The organism is Bacillus sp. EB01, assembly GCF_000613125.1.
Lineage (GTDB): Bacteria > Bacillota > Bacilli > Bacillales > Cytobacillaceae > Bacillus_D.
Window position 1 is genome coordinate 110,075 of sequence record NZ_HG964497.1, and the last position, 16,401, is coordinate 126,475.

10 protein-coding genes are annotated in these 16,401 nt (G+C 41.7%); 1 reads left to right on the forward strand and 9 read right to left on the reverse strand.

Annotation, left to right across the window (positions count from 1 at the left end; all coding sequences use genetic code 11):
- Positions 1-144: 144 nt before the first annotated feature.
- The 8 genes from TY16_RS00500 to TY16_RS00535 all read right to left on the reverse strand — a co-directional run bounded on the left by TY16_RS00500 (position 145) and on the right by TY16_RS00535 (position 14,448).
- Positions 145-2,358 (reverse strand): PKD domain-containing protein, encoded by a 2,214-nt coding sequence (locus TY16_RS00500; RefSeq protein WP_052342534.1) that lies wholly within the window; start codon positions 2,356-2,358, stop codon positions 145-147.
- A 58-nt stretch (positions 2,359-2,416) separates the two neighbouring features.
- Positions 2,417-6,589, reverse strand: coding sequence for a multicopper oxidase domain-containing protein (locus tag TY16_RS00505; protein WP_052342535.1), 4,173 nt, complete (start codon positions 6,587-6,589; stop codon positions 2,417-2,419).
- Positions 6,590-6,630: 41 nt separating this feature from the next.
- Positions 6,631-7,776, reverse strand: coding sequence for a copper resistance D family protein (locus tag TY16_RS00510; protein WP_197028337.1), 1,146 nt, complete (start codon positions 7,774-7,776; stop codon positions 6,631-6,633).
- Between the two features lie 5 nt (positions 7,777-7,781).
- A complete protein-coding gene (locus tag TY16_RS00515; RefSeq protein WP_043929709.1) occupies positions 7,782-8,366 on the reverse strand; it encodes a copper resistance CopC family protein in 585 nt (194 codons plus the stop codon).
- A 97-nt stretch (positions 8,367-8,463) separates the two neighbouring features.
- Entirely contained in the window at positions 8,464-9,777 is a 1,314-nt protein-coding gene (locus TY16_RS00520; RefSeq protein WP_043929711.1) for a multicopper oxidase domain-containing protein, read from the reverse strand.
- Between the two features lie 104 nt (positions 9,778-9,881).
- The gene (locus TY16_RS00525; RefSeq protein ID WP_197028338.1) at positions 9,882-11,237 is read right to left on the reverse strand and encodes a multicopper oxidase domain-containing protein; all 1,356 of its coding nucleotides are present in this window, start codon (positions 11,235-11,237) and stop codon (positions 9,882-9,884) included.
- Positions 11,238-11,745: 508 nt separating this feature from the next.
- On the reverse strand, positions 11,746-12,087 hold the full coding sequence (locus TY16_RS00530) for a hypothetical protein (protein ID WP_231505540.1): 342 nt from the start codon (positions 12,085-12,087) through the stop codon (positions 11,746-11,748).
- 411 nt (positions 12,088-12,498) lie between these two features.
- Positions 12,499-14,448: a glycoside hydrolase family 15 protein gene (locus tag TY16_RS00535; RefSeq protein ID WP_043929714.1), complete on the reverse strand. Its 1,950-nt coding sequence runs from the start codon at positions 14,446-14,448 to the stop codon at positions 12,499-12,501.
- Between the two features lie 351 nt (positions 14,449-14,799).
- On the opposite strand from TY16_RS00535, the gene TY16_RS00540 reads away from it, so the two are divergent.
- Entirely contained in the window at positions 14,800-15,363 is a 564-nt protein-coding gene (locus TY16_RS00540) for a tyrosine-type recombinase/integrase (RefSeq protein WP_043929715.1), read from the forward strand.
- A gap of 170 nt (positions 15,364-15,533) precedes the next feature.
- On the opposite strand, the gene TY16_RS00545 is transcribed toward TY16_RS00540, so the two are convergent.
- Positions 15,534-16,223 carry a universal stress protein gene (locus TY16_RS00545; protein ID WP_043929716.1) on the reverse strand — a complete coding sequence of 230 codons (690 nt, stop codon included), beginning with the start codon at positions 16,221-16,223 and terminating at the stop codon, positions 15,534-15,536.
- Between the last annotated feature and the right edge of the window lie 178 nt (positions 16,224-16,401).

Below are 16,401 nucleotides of genomic sequence, written 5' to 3' on the forward strand. Positions count from 1 at the left end.
TCCGAGTTAGAAAACGCTAAATTAGGAAAGCAGAAAGGCCCTCCGCTCACCATTTCCGGTGAAAAGGAGGCTTTTTTATTTTCAAGTTTTTTCAATAAGAAAAGGCCAGAAGATTTTGCTTCTGTCCCTCTCTTGACGAATTTATTACTTTGCTCTGGCGTTGAATGTTTCCTTGCCACCAGATGTTGAAACAAACGTCAATTGTACTGTGTTTCCATTTGGAACCGTCGCGGTTGCGTTCCCTGCCCCTCGATATCTAAAGGTCCCTATTGCATCAACTGTAACTGTTGCCACTTTCTTTCCATTTGCGGTATCCCCAATAAATATATCAACGTTCACACCAGGCCCAAAGACATTTGAAGCACCATCGATTCTCCATTCCCTTTTATCCCGCCTGTATTCCGCGCCAGAAACAGTAAGATCATCTGGTAGTGCAGTTATTGATACGGTATCGGTAACACTTCCCCCCGGTCCGTTAGCCTTTACTTCCAGTTTAACGGTTCCAGCCTGCTTAGGGAAAGTAAACGATGGTGATGCTGTGTTAGCACCTGCAAGGGTAATGTTTGTAATCTGATTTTCAACTCCGTCATTCACTACTGTCCATTCATATTTCAATATATGTTGTCCTGTTGCGCTTAAGTTAACGACTTTTCCCTGCTCGGCAGTCTTGTCGGGACCAGCCTCCACAATTGGCACCAGATCGCTTTTGTCAAGAACTTTCAAGGTTACCTCCCCACTAGAGATAGACGTGTCATCCGACCCTTTGACCGTTAATTTAAACACATATTCCCCAGGAGTTGATGGAGCAGTAAAAGTAGCTGTTTTCTCATTCGGATTAATTAACTGCACAGGTTCAAGACCACTTATCTGTTCCCATAAGTAGGTTGTTATCGGTCCGCTTGAATTTGTTCCGTCAAGAGTTACCTCATCCCCCTGTAAAAATTCTGTTTGATCCACTGTTGGAACAGCGACAACCTTAATCGGAGTTAATACTTCTCCTGTTACTTTGACAGGAACAGTAATCGTGCCACCCGAAGTTGAGGTTACAGTTACTCTGCGGGGGCTAAAATTAACCTCAGTCTTTTCCAACTTCCCTTCTGTTAATTCTCCGAATCCTTTGGCAGTCAGAGTTGGGTTCCCTGCTTCATCACTTGATTCAGCAGTTACAGTAAGGGTTTTAGCATCATAATCATACTCCGCTTTTGCGGTTAAGAAATCTGCAGGATTAAAAGTCTTTACACTATGAGGCGTATCACCCACATTTGTGACCGTTATTTCTGGCGGTACTTCGCCAGTAAAGCGAATCCTTGCATAATATTGGCCGTCTTTGCCGCCAATCATCCTGACTGGTTCAAACCCCTCGCCACTAACTTCTATAGATTCCTTATCATCCTCAGAAAATGCATATACATCAAGTACTCCGCCAGTCTTGCCTGCAGTACGGCTATATGTGACTTCCTGAATCTCTATGCCGGAATTAACAGCTTCTTTCCCCATTAAGGAAAAATCCCTGACCATGATACAATCTTTGTTTGCAACTAATTTGCCGGTCTCATCGGGATCCATACAGACCGAATCTGCCAGTCTATCAAGAGATATAACAGCAATATCCTTTCCCTCTACCCTTAAGAAATTCTGTTTTTCTCCATTGTACGTGTAGACACTCCCCGTTACCTGTTGTTCCACATTTGGATCACCAATATATCCATCATCTGGATCATTTGTCCACCTCAGGAAGGTTCCAATCCTACTATTTAGGGCAAGATGGGGATTGCCGCCGCCCATATCCCCTATATCTTCAGTAAATCTGATTTCACCGCTACCTTCACCATCATCCTCGGCCTTTATCACATCAATTCCATAAGGGTGAATGATTTTGTACTCCTCACCAGCAATTAATCCGTCCATTCTAAACCGTACACGGCCAAAGACCATTTGCTGCCCATCAGTAGGGACCTCCTGGGTGAATGCTGCCTCTAGCTGGAAATTGCCTACTACTCTTCCGCCGCTTCCAGTTTCCATTTCGGCACTTGCAAGTTGATAAAATGCCTCGGATGGGAAGTTATCCGGCCATGAAATCGGTGCATTTGGATTTGGAAGATCCTCAGGAGCAATTGCACACATAGGGTCGCTAGCATCCAAACATAATTCCAACCTAGTACCATTCGCATCTTTAAACCAAACCGGGAACCCGTTCGCACCAATTGGCCCCATTTTCACAAGCTTCTCTCCAGAAGGTGGATCATCTGCAGAGGCTTTCCCCCAGAAAAATCCTCCGCTAAATGCTACCAGAACACACAGCAACACCAGAAGAAGACTTTTCAAAACGAGTTTTTTCTCTTGAATGAAATCTGTCATTATCTAGCCTCACCCCTACAGAATTATTACGAATATAGCAAACTTGATATTTAGCAATTTATTTTTTTAAAACTACCTCCTTGCTGAAAGGTGATTCATTGCCATAGCGATCAACCGAAGTCAATTTGTAGGTATACCTCACTGAATTTGCTAAAAGCACATCTTTATATGAATTGCCTTTAACATAGTCTTTATTTACTTTTTCAAAAGTTTTCTCAGTAGCAGCCCTTCTGTAAACATTCACACCTACATTGTTATTATTCAGTGGGAGTTCCCATTGTATTGTTGCATTATCTTTTCCAGACTTCACTTTACTAGGAGGCTCTGGCAATCGATCTGGCAGTGAAAGCAGATGCTTCAAAGGCTCACCATGAATACGGAGTATTCCCCAAAGTCCACCTTCAAGGTACCTTCTCAGTTTCATTTCACGATACAGATAATCACCAGCCGGATTTTCCGCCCCTTCAAATTTTGCAGGAATAATATCCGATGTTTCTCCTGGTGTCAGGGACCCCTGGCTTGAAACAAGTTTTGAGTTTGGATCTGTCCATTGATATCGCCATTTATGGCTGTGAAGTGTAAAAACACTGCCTCTTGACCGGTCAGCCGTTTGCATGACCCTTAATCTAATAGGATCACCTATGTAGGCTTCCGGTATTGGAGTTGAAGGGTCACCATGAATAACTGAGCTAAAAACAAGTGACTTATCCTGATTGTCTGAAAGGCGATGTTTAAAAGGCTCAGAACTATAATTAATTCCTTTCTCTCCCCTGTCCTCCATATCAGCATGTTTACCTGTTATCGGATCTATTTCTCCAGGAGTCGGCTTGCTTCCATCTTTTCCAATCGTATAAAGACCATCAGAGAACATTAAAACCTGCTCCCTAAAATCAGGTCTGTCTGGAACTAAAATATCAGCGCGAGCCCCAGCCAATACAGCTTTCCCTGTTTTTTGGTCACGATATGTGGAACCCTTAGGTTCAATAACAAGTGCTCCATATCCTCCATGCAGGCGGTGGCTTCGTATGTCCCCATAATCATAAAGGATCGTCCCACCATATTCATTGTCTGCATACCAAGTGTAGGAAATGGTTTCATCAGGACCAATGGTTTGGTCATAGTTAAAGCCAATTGTTGCACCGTCTGAATTTTGGACATCATATTGAACCATTTGCGGATGAAGGGAAACTCGGTTGGAATAAATCCAATTCGTATTTTTGGCCATTAGCAGATCTGGATCTTCACTATTTTCTGGCGGGTCGATTGGAAGATTGTTTCTAAGTGTCACTTTGATGCAGTCCCCTTCATTGGCCCGAATAACCAATGGTTCAGTTGATTTTTTCCCACCTTTAATATCAGGAACATCTTCAGTCAGAGCAAACATCATTCCAAATGGGTCATGATCGCCATCTTTGTTATAGACGATGTCTTTAAGGAACGCTGTTATATCAAAGTTCTTTACAGGAGCCCCCGGTGGACAAATTTTGTCACCCCCTTTCGATTTTTGAGGATCCTTGCCATCCCGTTTCATTTTTTTGAGTTTATCAGGATCAACCTTTTGCTTTACATCGGCTCGATCGGGTAGCTTCTTCAAATCTGTTCTTTCTCCCCAGACTCTTACAAAGCCCCATAAACCGCTCCATAAATCTTCAATCGGCTGCGACGACCAGAGGTAATCCCTTTGTAGGACTCCCACCGGATTAGGCTGAATATCCATTGTAAATTGTTCCGAAGTCCCAATTGTTTGGGTCGACGTTATCTCCGTATCTTTATTGCCGCTCTCCTTGCTCCAGTAAAGCCCGTGTAAGTTAAAATTATGCTGGGTTTCATGCGCCCCCTGAATCAGCCTGATTTTAACAGGATCACCTGGATACGTTTCGATAATTGGAGTTTGCGGGTCGCCATGTACCCAGGAACTGAACACATACGCTGGGTCAGCATTGCTTCTTCTGAAAAAAGGTTCATTCGAGTAATTCACAGCTGTGTACCCATGCGAGTGGACCGGGTCGGATGGATTGGCTTCCAGCTGCAGCATGTTACCATTCTTATCCAAAAGCTTTGCAAAATCATGATAAATTAAAACCTGTTCACGAAAATCTGCCTTGTCGGGATAAACAATCATTGCTTCGGTTCCCGAGTTAATTTCTTTACCTGTTTTTGGATCTAGCCATTTTGATCCTTTAGGTTCCACAATCAATGCTCCAAAGGTGCCATGGAACCCTTTTTCCCCAGCTGACATATGGTCGTGAAAAAGGACATTTCCCTCTTCATCGGCATACCAGCGATAGCGTATTTTCTCTCCGGGTCTGATTCCCTGATTATAATTCCAACCGACCGCTGTCCCATCTGAACCAAGCGGATCATATGAGACAAAATGGATGTGCATTGAAAGTGAATTTGGCTCTGGTACATCATAAAGATGATTCTCTAGAGTAATTTCAAGACAATCCCCCTCATTCGCACGGAGTACGAGCGGCCTCGGTCTTATTTCTCCAGAGAGAACCTTTTGTTCATCCTCAGCGAGGACATACATTCTCCCTTCTGGATCATAATCGCCAGCATTATTATAGATAATCTTTTTTTGAATACCGACTACATTGTATTTTCGGACAGGACTATCTCTTGGGCATCTGTCTATATTTGGGGCACCAGGAAGAAGTGTTTTAAGTACCCGTTTTTCCTTTTCAGTAGCAGGCCGCAGTTCAGGGTCCGGTGCAGTCGGAGGACGTTTCCCATGCTCTCCTGGTATAAACTTTGGAAAGCCCGGATTGGAAGCAGTTGGAACTTCTGGTGCCTCCCTATCCTTTAATGGAAGCAAACCAGGTAGCAGTTTATCGTGAACCCTTAGAAGCCCCCACATGCCCTCAAGATAATGAGGGAAAAGATGACAGTGCCATAAATAATCTCCGGGAGCACCCTTTCCATTTTGAACATAGCCAGCACCAAATTTAATTTTGACGGTTTGAGCATCCCCGATATTCAATGTCTCTGAATCTACAGTATCCGTTTTTCGTGTATCACTTTTCCAGCGGTGACCATGAAGATGAAAAACATGGTTTTCATCACTATTTGCACCAACAATCCTAAAATTCACCGGATCACCAACATACGCTGAAGTAATCGGTGTGGCAGGATCTCCAAACACCCAAGATGAGTAGAACATAGTGGGATCCTTACCATCATCGGTCAAAGCATTCTTCATTCTTTCATCTAAAGGTTCGGCCCGGTAATTGACGGCATATAATTCTTTTTCATTAGGATTCTCTTTAATTTCCGCTAAACCACTGTGACCAGTATCTTCATGGTCTTCATTTTCGTTTTGGAGTTGTTCCTCAATAGCAGGTGAATTTCCTCGGATAGCAGATATCCCATCATGCAGGAAAATCGCAAACTCCCTAAAATCAGGCTGGCCGGGAATTTCAACATTTGCATATAACCCGCTCCTTAATTCATCACCCGTTTCAGGATCTGTCCATTTTGCACCCTCTGGCTCCACAATCAAGGCACCAAATAACCCGTCACCCATTGTCCCTTTGCCTCTGGCAGGGTCGGTAAAATGCGTTAGATCAGCACCGTAAAAAAAGTAAAAGGTTCCTTCTTCGGAGGCTTTCCAGCGATAACGGATTTCTGTATTCGGAGGTGCTGATGAATTCGGATTATAACCTACAGCGAGCCCGTCTGAGGTTTTCACATCATAATCTACGCCATCAATATGAATGGATGCTTTTTCTTTAAGCTTGTTAACAAAAGAAACACTGATGCAATCCCCTATATTCGCCCTAATTGTCAGGGGCTGAACCTCTTTGACTGGCTTGCCGGGATTTTCTGCAATTGCCTCTCTAATTTTTTCAACTTCCTCCTGCAGGGCGTAAATTTTTGCATCAGGGTCATAGTCCCCAAATTTATTGAAAACCATGTTGATTTCAATTGCTTCTATAGTAAAATGACGAATACGTTCTCCCTTCCCGCAAATATTTGTTTCATTTGTCTCCGTTTTGCCAACCGAAAGATTCAATGTTTGGGCTGAGGAAGACGTTTTTTGTGATACATGCTTTATTTTTATGTCTGCATTTGTTGTCGAGTCGTTCTCTGACGAGGATTGAGATGAGATGAGGTCTGCGTCTATTGCAAGGAATGGTGAGTTCATGATAAAAAGGACAATAATTGATGCTGTAACGATTAATGAACTAAAACAAATGAGAAGAAATAGATCTGGTGTTGCTCTTTTCAACAGCCTTCCCCTTTCCTAATGCAGCTCTTTTTTTCACAACTTTATTGCCCAAGTTTTAATAATGAATTTGTTTGTGGTTGTTCAGCTTGAGCTGGCTGTATTTGTTGCAAGTCTGGCTTTACCGAAAGAAGCAGACCTAAATAGAGAGTAGCAATAAAACATCCTGCAAATAGGACAGCAAAATTACGCGTTTTCCTTTTAAAACTGACGAAAAGCAGAAAAATAAATAGTATCGAAATAAGAACTAGTGCAGCCGATAAGAGTGTAGGTGATAATTCCAAATTAAATTGCGAAAAAGGACCTTGGGCTATTATCCAATCCAGCCATGTCAGTTTGTCCGCTGAAACAGAGACTGACTCTGCTGCATTTGGGGGAGGAAACGTTCCCAAAACTGCCGTGAAAAAGAAGACAACAAATAGAATTATGCATTCTGCTCTAATCCAAGGTTTCGGATTGAAATCATTGTTTGATAGCATCCTTCTTGCAAGTATTCCGTTAATAAGTGCAAAGGCCAGTGCAGGAATAATACTGAGATGCTTAATTAACAACATCCTTCCGTATGGAATTGTCCAAGTGTCAAGGTAGGTCTTATCATTTAGTACTAAAGACATTAATAAAAAACCTGAAATAACTATTGAGATAAAACAGATCATTGCAAGGGGTGAAAACCATCTCAAAAAAAATCGCCAATTATTTAATCCTTTTGAAAACCAGCCTACTATCAGCAAAATCCCCACCCAAATAGTGATCATTAAAAAATGAACAGAATGAAACACCCCTCCACTAAGTTGCGAAAGTGAAGCAGCATGGCTGGCATTGCCCGATGCAAAGATAATCAAAAGAATCAAATGAGCCTGTATCCATTTCGAACGTTTAAAATAAAGAGATGCCCACAGTAAGAGAGTGAGAATACATACTGCAATCCAGGCACGTCCAGTATAAGTCTCTGTTATCGCCGAATAGCCAGCCATCAAGACACCAGTGGTTCCTTTGAAAGATAATGCGATGTTAAGGATAGGCATAAATAAAAGCACGATGAGACCTAACGGACAAAGAAGCAGTATTCCTTCTGGAACAACAATCAGTGGTTTTTTAGAAAGAGGAATAAATTGAAGCGCTACGTAGCCGGTGATGATTGAAAATAATATATAATACCCAAATTCACTGATCGGTATAAGATAGCCCATCATATTCACTTCTTTCTTAGACTTAGGAATAATGCAACGCCTATTATGAGAAATAACAGACCGATGAATCCGGAAGATGCAATGAAAAGCTTTTGATTTTCAGCAGATTCCACTTTTTTGCTTTCTTTTTGGCTATCAGCTGGTTTAGAGGGCTCGGTACCTTTATTATTTTTCTTGTTACCCTCTTCGGAAACAGTAATTGGAGGTGCATCACTCTTGGAGTCTGTCTCTGTCTCTGTCTCTGCTATGACTGTAAAATTCAGCTTTCCTGAAATCGGATGACCATCTTTTCCAGTGACCTGCCAATCAATAATATATGAACCCTTCTCAAGTGGTTCTGAAAAGGATCCAATTAGATTTAAACCACTTACTTCAACATTTTCCAGTGGATGTTCACTGCCATTTTTATACACGGTCATCGTGCTTATCTTTTCAAGGGAGCCCTCGAATGTAAGAGTAATCTTATCAAGAGGTTCTGCTATTTCCTGCCCATTGGCTGGAATGGATTTGGACAGCCCGGTATGCGCATTAGCCATTGAAGGTGATGTGAGTAGAATGAGAATAAGTAGTGGAATAATATATTTTCTCAAGTTTTGCACCCGCCTGTTTTTCTATTTTTCTAAAAATAACGCAGGGAAATCAGTTCAAATAGATTCCCTGCGCTATGCAAAAAAAATCGTAGGTAGCTTACGTTATTTGGATTGGAATCCGGCCGTTAAATAAGAATGCATCACTGAGATGATGTCTATATTCCACCTGTGCAAATGAGTTTAACGACCCGTTCGTTCGGAAGATAATATCAAAGCGCTGGGCCGTTGACATTTCAATCGGCGTCCCTGACTTAACAGTAAAAGGGCGATTATAGTTCCCAAAAGGAGGAACTCCGAGCGCACGCCCGTCAACCGCGATCACGACTACATCGATTGGAAAAGTGACATTAATCTTTGCGTAGGCCGCACAAAGAAGCCTCACCAAAATTGTTTGGCCCGTTTTTGTACTAATAGATACCTGCATCCCTTTTACACCACTATTCAAATCGGCAGGTATGGTAATCCCTGGCTTAATTGAAACAGTGCTTCCAACTCTACCGGGAAAGTTCACCCCAGTCACTACGAAATAATTAGGGTTGTAATCATGGAATGCAAAAAAATCGTACTTTCCACTATCATTTTCGTGGAATTCATCATCGATACCTGGTTCATTTCCATACTTTGCGAACGTCTGATGGGCATGGCTTGCCTGTTCACGCCAAACAGAATCTATGTCATCAACTACCCACAATGCTTCAACATCGTAAGGGACTGTCATCGCTTGGGGATCCCCACTTTCAAGAGCGCCGCCAATGAAACCGGGAAAATTGGGATAATCGTTTAAGTTTGCTGCTGTCCGTCGTGGATATCCACCGACATTTTTCCCATCGGAAGGATCAAATGCATCCGGTGGCTCAATGACCAAAAAACCATAAAGTCCAAAATCAAAATGCTGAAGCGTATTGCGATGACAATGATAAAAGTAACTTCCGATGTGATTCGGCTGCCACTGGTACGTATATTCACCCAAATCCATTGAAGTATGGCCAACCCCATCATTCATAGCTGTTGGTTCAATCCCATGCCAATGAACGGTATGTGGTGTTTGCCCATGGCCCTCTACATGGCTATGAAAAACTACACCGCGCGGAACCCTAATTGTCGGAGCGGGGAAAGTCCCACCTTTCGCCGCTGGAACATCGGGGTTTCCAATCAAGAAAAATTCAAGCTTTTTCCCATCCCACATTGTTAAGTCCGTCCCATGCATTAAATACACTCTTTGTGTAAATGGAATCGTGTTTGTCGCTCCAGCTACTGTAGCAGCAACAAATGCCGGAACTGGATTATTCGGTTCAAGCAGCTCTGGTGTAGGAGGGCTTGCCTGGGGCGGATTGAACGATTTTACCCATTCACCTTCGTGACCAGCAACAGATCTTCTTTCAATTCGGTATCCAGGTTTCGTATAAGACATCGCAGTTCTCCTTTTAAAAGCATGAATTGCATTCTTTTGTTAGTTTCGTTTCAATCTAGCAATCTCTTTTTTCGCGAGTTGGCTTAGAAACAAAAAATTTGTTCTCAGCTCTTCTTTTTCATATCCATAACTATTCCAGCAGCTGGTCCGCTTTTCTCCGGCCCATGATAATGCGGGGAATTAGGGAATGTAATTACCCCTTGATCCGTGTTCCGGTCACCAATAATACTGATTCCACTCATTAGCCCCAGGCCATAATTTCCTCCCTGTGCGGATTGGCTCGTTTCTGCATGGTCATGCATCGGATAGCAAATCGGGGACTGGCTGACAGAAATATCAAAATTGCCGGCTTTTGTCCCTACTTTCGGGAAATGCATCCCAAGCTCCTCCACAGGTGGCCATACCGGATGGGGAGCGGAACCTGAAATTAAAGAATTTGCAATTGACTGAAGTGGTTTATCCGGCATCCCAATACCTCTTTCATTTGGAACATCAGGCGGACGGATAAATGGTACTACCCATTCGACTATATCCATAGGATTCACGGTAAACGTATCAAGCCATAATACATTGTTCAGCACTTCTCCTTTAAACCCCGTTACGTAAACATGGTTTCCATGAATATGCAGGGAGTGCATTGATAAGCCAGCATTTAGAATTCGGATAACTGCTGGCTCCCCAACTCTGTGACTAGGGGCTATATATGGGTTATGAGCCGCAAAGTACCCGGATTGGCCATTAATTGTAAAGTATTCAGGCTTCTTATTTCTTCCATCAGACCTAAACCTGTCAGTTTGAAAGATTTTTATAAATTGGTTAGCCGGATAATCCTTACCGGGGTAATAGTTGCCAACCTCTGCAAACAATCGTGAGCTTGCTTCATGAAGAATCCATACATATTGCCTGAAAGCAGGTGTATGGGTTGACGGGTCTCCTTCCTCCCATGACAAACCTGGGAAATGCTCTGTTGTTCCAAAATCATCAAATAGCTGCTGGACAGAATGTGTAGGGTTGGTATATGGAGTATACTTATGCCCGGCTGCCGCTTCATTCGGCATTACTACGATTCCACCATGCAATCCCATCATCCTGTTTACTGGCGTATTCAAATTATCATAATACAAATACGTTCCTGCCTCGGATGGGACAAATTCAACTGTTTTTGTTCCTCCTGGCGGTATGGGCCCTGAATCAACCATACCGTTGATATAGAACGCATGCGATTCGTCCAGTGTATTTGTTATAGTAACTTTGACAAGGCTTCCTACAGTCGTAAAGATATTAGGCCCAGGTACTTCCGCAGGAAAATTATCTTCTTTGAACATCCAAAAATAGCACTGAGCCTTATTTTCTGAGTTATGTGTTACCATATTCTTTATTGCGTCCGTAATGGTGAATTTTAATTCCTGTACCTGTATGGCGGACGCAAACGATGAATTGCCTGCAATCCATTTAGGCATCATGCCTCCAACAATCAGAGTTGCAAGGCTCCCCCCTGCATACTTAACAAATTCGCGTCTTTTCATCTTGTATTCTATACACACTCCTTCAAATGTAATATCCAAATTAAAATGAGTCTAAAGTATTAGAATCACGACAAAAAAAGAAAGGTGTACGTCTTAATTGGACGCTTCACCCCTCGCCAATGGTACTTTATACTTATTCACCGCTGAATCGCAACATTCCATGGACCAAGAAATTTTCCCAACTTTTTTATGGTGAAAAATATTAATACATAATGTACTAGGTATGAAGTCTTCTTACATCACTTTTACGCTGGAGTTTGCTCAAATCGAAGTGAGAAATTCAAATAAATTAGGAGTACAAAACCTATGAGGATAGCAGGAAGGATTTAAAAAGTTTATTTTACAAAGGAAAGGCCTTGTGCATTTATTAACTTTAGATATTTTCAAGGAAAAGAAAAAAGACATGAACAGGACATCCCCGATCCCAGTTTTCCCAGTCCTATCATTCAAACGATTCGCTAAGTTTGATTAATGTGTGCACCCTTGCCGAAAAGAGGAAAAGCTCGGAATAATTCCGTTCAATATATTCAGAGATTGGCGCTAATCCTTTTTTAAATAAACCTATCAAGTAAAGAGTATATTTTTCATCCCAATCAAATTGATTAATTCGCTTCAATTCATCTGCAATCATTAAGAACTTGTGCTCCTCCAAAAAAAGCTTCAGCTGGTACAGCTTATCTTTTTCTAGTACTAAATTGCCTTCTTGGTGCTTCGAAATGAATTTAACAAAGGCTTCAATATTTTCAGAGAGTAAAATAGCTTTCCGCATTTTGGATTCCATCATCCCATCCACCTCCCGGCAAATTTCTGCCTCGAGAGATTATATGAAATGATGCCTTAAATTACACCAGGCCGTTTTTTTAAAAAATAGGCTGTGTCAGCAGACTTTTTTATAGTGTGGATTGGAGTGGATGGTGCGAAGACTCGTTCGCAAATACTCATTTAGGCTTCAAATAATTTCGTGCAAGGATTATTCTTGCAAGCTTCCCTTATGCCTCTCCTACAATGCACTTAACACCCGTACTCGAGTAGCAAGATTTATAAAACTTAACGCAACACTTATAGCCCTGAACGAAAGTTTAATAACCCTGAATGAAAAATTTATCGCCTCTATTAACACTTCAGCGACATCTTATAATCAACAGACTTGTTTAATACAGCTTTTTAAAAAACAAAATCCTGCGAAATCGCAGGATTAAGTAACATTCAACTCTCCATGTTTCTCCAGGGCTATTACTGTAAGGACGTACATCGCATGAGACCATGTGAGTGGCATGACCCAGGCCGGATCCCCCGTCATTTTATCAATCTGCTCCGGAAGCAACCCAAGATGATTGGCGTGTTTAACGGACCAGTCGAGGTAGCCTCTTGCTTTCTCGAACCTGCCTATCTTTGCATAATAAAGCGCAAGCCAGAGTGTCGAGATAATCCATGGATTACCGCCAATGTATATATCTCCGGTAAATCGTTCGATTCCGCCAACCTTAGGCGAAGTGAGCAGCCTTTCAATTGTCTCGGCTGTTTTTATCATCCGCTCATCTTGTTCGTCTATCATGTTAAATGGAACGTTAAGACCAAGCAAGCTAATATCAACTACCGGATCCTTCATAATCCGATACGTCTTATAGCCTTTCGTATTGGTTTCAACCATTGTTTCCTTTCCTGCTTCATTGACTTCAATATACATTCCTTCATCAACAGCGAGCTTCAAAGCCCTTAGGAAGGAACCACTTTCTTCGTTCCAGCAGTGATCTAGTATCGCTTTTTTAATTTTCCGGGCAGTCTTTTCCCACTTAATGGCCAGTTTTGTATGCCCTAACTTTCTGGCTATCTCAGCCGACCCAATCAACCCTCCATAAACAGACGCAGCCGAATAAAGATGTTCACCGCTGCGTTTTTCCCAAAGGTCCATACTTGGCAGTGGCAGATTTGTCTCGGAATCAATGAAGGTATTCAGGAAATTTGCTCCCTTTTCAACAGCAGGCCATACTCTTTGAATAAACTCATCATCACCTGTAAGAGTATAATGTTCGTTCATTCCCCATAATATCGATCCTGTTTCATCAATCTGCAGGCCCCAGGTTGGAGCTAAAACTCCATCTATGTAATGGCGCTGATCCCAAGCTCCATCCTTTCCCTGGGTGGCAATCATAGAATAATAGAATTTTGAGACAAGCTGATGATAGCCTGCCTGGTCTACCGCAGTTGCAATATAGGCGGCATCCCTGCCCCAGCAATAGGCATATCCTCCCGAGTAATCATAATCCTCATCAACTTCCGGTCCTGCTATAAAATTTCCTCTAACCTCATCATTCAAAAGTTTGAACGTTAAAAGAGAACGAATATAAACATTATTTATTTTTTCATCCTTAATATTTATCGGGGTGGCCTGTGAAAGGAATTCATCCCAATATAACACGGTCCGTCTGTAAAGCTCCTCAGACCCTAATCTTTTCGCTGTCGCCAGCATTTCAGATGATTCGTCTTTTGAAATTCCTGCAGCGATAAAAACAGTTAAGCGCCTTTCTTCCCCGGGATTGACGGAACCGAAACTCCAGGATAGCGCCCCATCCGTTTTGTTCATCACCTCACGGCCGCTTAATTTATTTTCTTTGGCCGATGCGAAAGCTTGGCCACACTGGTAATGCGTGGTTTCAAGGCTGCTGCCAACTGCGAAAGAGTATTGGCGATGGTAGTGCACAAGACAATCCTCATCCTTGTTATATAAGACAGTATTGAATCGCTCTCGATCGTCTATTGTAAAATCTGAATAAACGATAAAGGTAAGGTCCTTTTCTGAGCTTGATAAACTCCGAATCGTATAGTCACGCACCAAAACATCCATACCTGGCACGACAAAATCGATCTGTTTTATCTCAATCTCCATTGTGGTATTGACACCAACCGTCACAAGGATATTTGTATTCCCGTCATAATATTGCTCATAATTCCAGCCATCCTCATGCATGAAACAGGCTGGTTTCTCGGTGTCGTACCCATAAATTCCTGTGTAAAAATTATTAAGGTGCTGCGGGAAGTCAATGCGCGGCCAGTTCAACCGCTGAAGCTGGCCATCCTTTGTCAAGGAGGCAAGCATTTTGGAATTCCCAATCAGCCCATCAATTAAATATGGTTTCTTTCTCATCCTACGTCACTCCTGGCAAGGGTGAAATTTAAAATCATCTAAAACATTACCCTATCAAACAAACGAAAAACCCTGATTATTATGCTCTCTTTCACACTTACCCCTTATTTACCGAACAAAACGAAGCAGCTGAAAAGGGATGGGATTTAGGAATAGAATAAAAAATAAATTTCTCCCTGGATTACAAAAACCTTAGATAACAGCAATACTCAAGTACATTATTACAAATAGAATGCGTTTTTACCCGTTGGATACCCTAAAAGATATGGTATAGATTTCAAGTTCATATGACTTTGTGATGTTACATAACTTATGATAAAATTAAATTAAGTAACATTAGGAGGAATTCCGGTGGAGTATGTTGACCCCATAAAAGACATTGAACTTATTAATTCCATTAAGGAAGAATTAAGGAAGAATTCACAGCGGGACGTTTTGTTGTTTGTGTTTGGAATAAATACCGGGATTAGGGTAAGTGATTTGCTTTCTTTGAAAGTTGAAGATGTATGGGATGGAGAAGCAGTTCGGGAATTTTTATATGTCGATGATGGCGAAGGTGAGGAACCAAAGGCTTTTTATTTGAACAAAAGTATCAATAATGAACTTGAATTATACTTCAGGCAATATCCTCTCCAGAATAAGGATTATTTGTTCAAGTCTAAAAAGAATGAACTTCCAATCACCAGACAGCAAGCTTATAGAATCATTAATCATGCTGCCAAGAAAGTTGGCGTGTCTGGCAAAATCGGTACCCATACGCTGCGTAAGACATTTGGGTATCATGCCTACCGAAAAGGGATAGCAATTTCTATTTTAATGGAGGTTTTTAACCACCATAGCTCAAGGGAAACGCTTAAGTATCTTGGAATTGACAAAGAAGAAGAACATTTAATAAGGGTTGATGTAAATTTATAACAGGGAGAATTCCACCTCCTTTAAATAACCATCCCATCAGAAAGCCATACTGTTCTTTAGCCTTTTATTAAGAAAAGAGTTATCAACTAAGTGGCTTTTGTTAAGGTGAGCAACTGATTGTTTTTGTTAAAAATAAAACCCCCGCCATAATGGCGGAGGTCAAATCGGACTTATTGGTCTTCTTCGTCTTGAAGTTCCAATTCCATATCTACATTTTCTAGTTTCACGACAAAATCATCTGTTACCTGGACATGAAGCATTTGGTTATCCTTCATGAACTTGAACACTCCAGTATTAAAATCTGTTCCCTGTTCCTTAAAGAAAATCCCATCATATAATACGTCCTTCGTATGCTTAAAGATTACCCTGAAGTTTTCTTGATCTTGCACAAGGTAGGCACGGACACCTTTTTCATAGGTCCCTTCCGCCTCCCTTAAATATCGTGAAACAGATACAATATGCAAATCGACAAAAGGTACTTCTTTTAATAAAGAATTGATGATTGATCCTTTTGCAAGCTGCTCCCATCTGCTTTGTGCAGTCTGCCCAAGGATGATCTGGGTGACCTGTTTTTCCCTTGCTACTTGAGCAATCACTTTTGAAATAGGCCTTTTTTCATTATCCATTAAAATGAACGAGTCAGCCCCGTGAGCATCGGCGATTTGTTTCCATTTGGAAATATAGTGTGATTTCTCTGCATCCATTTCACTGAATGGAGTTGGGTCTACGGTCAAAATGTAAAGCGGACAGTCCAGCATATTCGCTATTTTGCAGCCGCGCTGGATGAGCCGTTCGCCATTTGGCCCGTAATAAACACAGACTAGGATGCTTTCGTCCATGCGCCCCTTGATTTTTTTCATTAAAATGTCACCTCGGAATAGATGTGATGTACTTAACAAATATTGAATGTAAGTGGACTCTGTATGACTATAGCCTATGCCAATTGGGTAGTCAATCCCATTTAATCCCGTAACCCAAAACATAATGGTAAAAATCAGTTTTTAATCAACAAAAATTTCTTTTAGAAGGAGGCGGTCA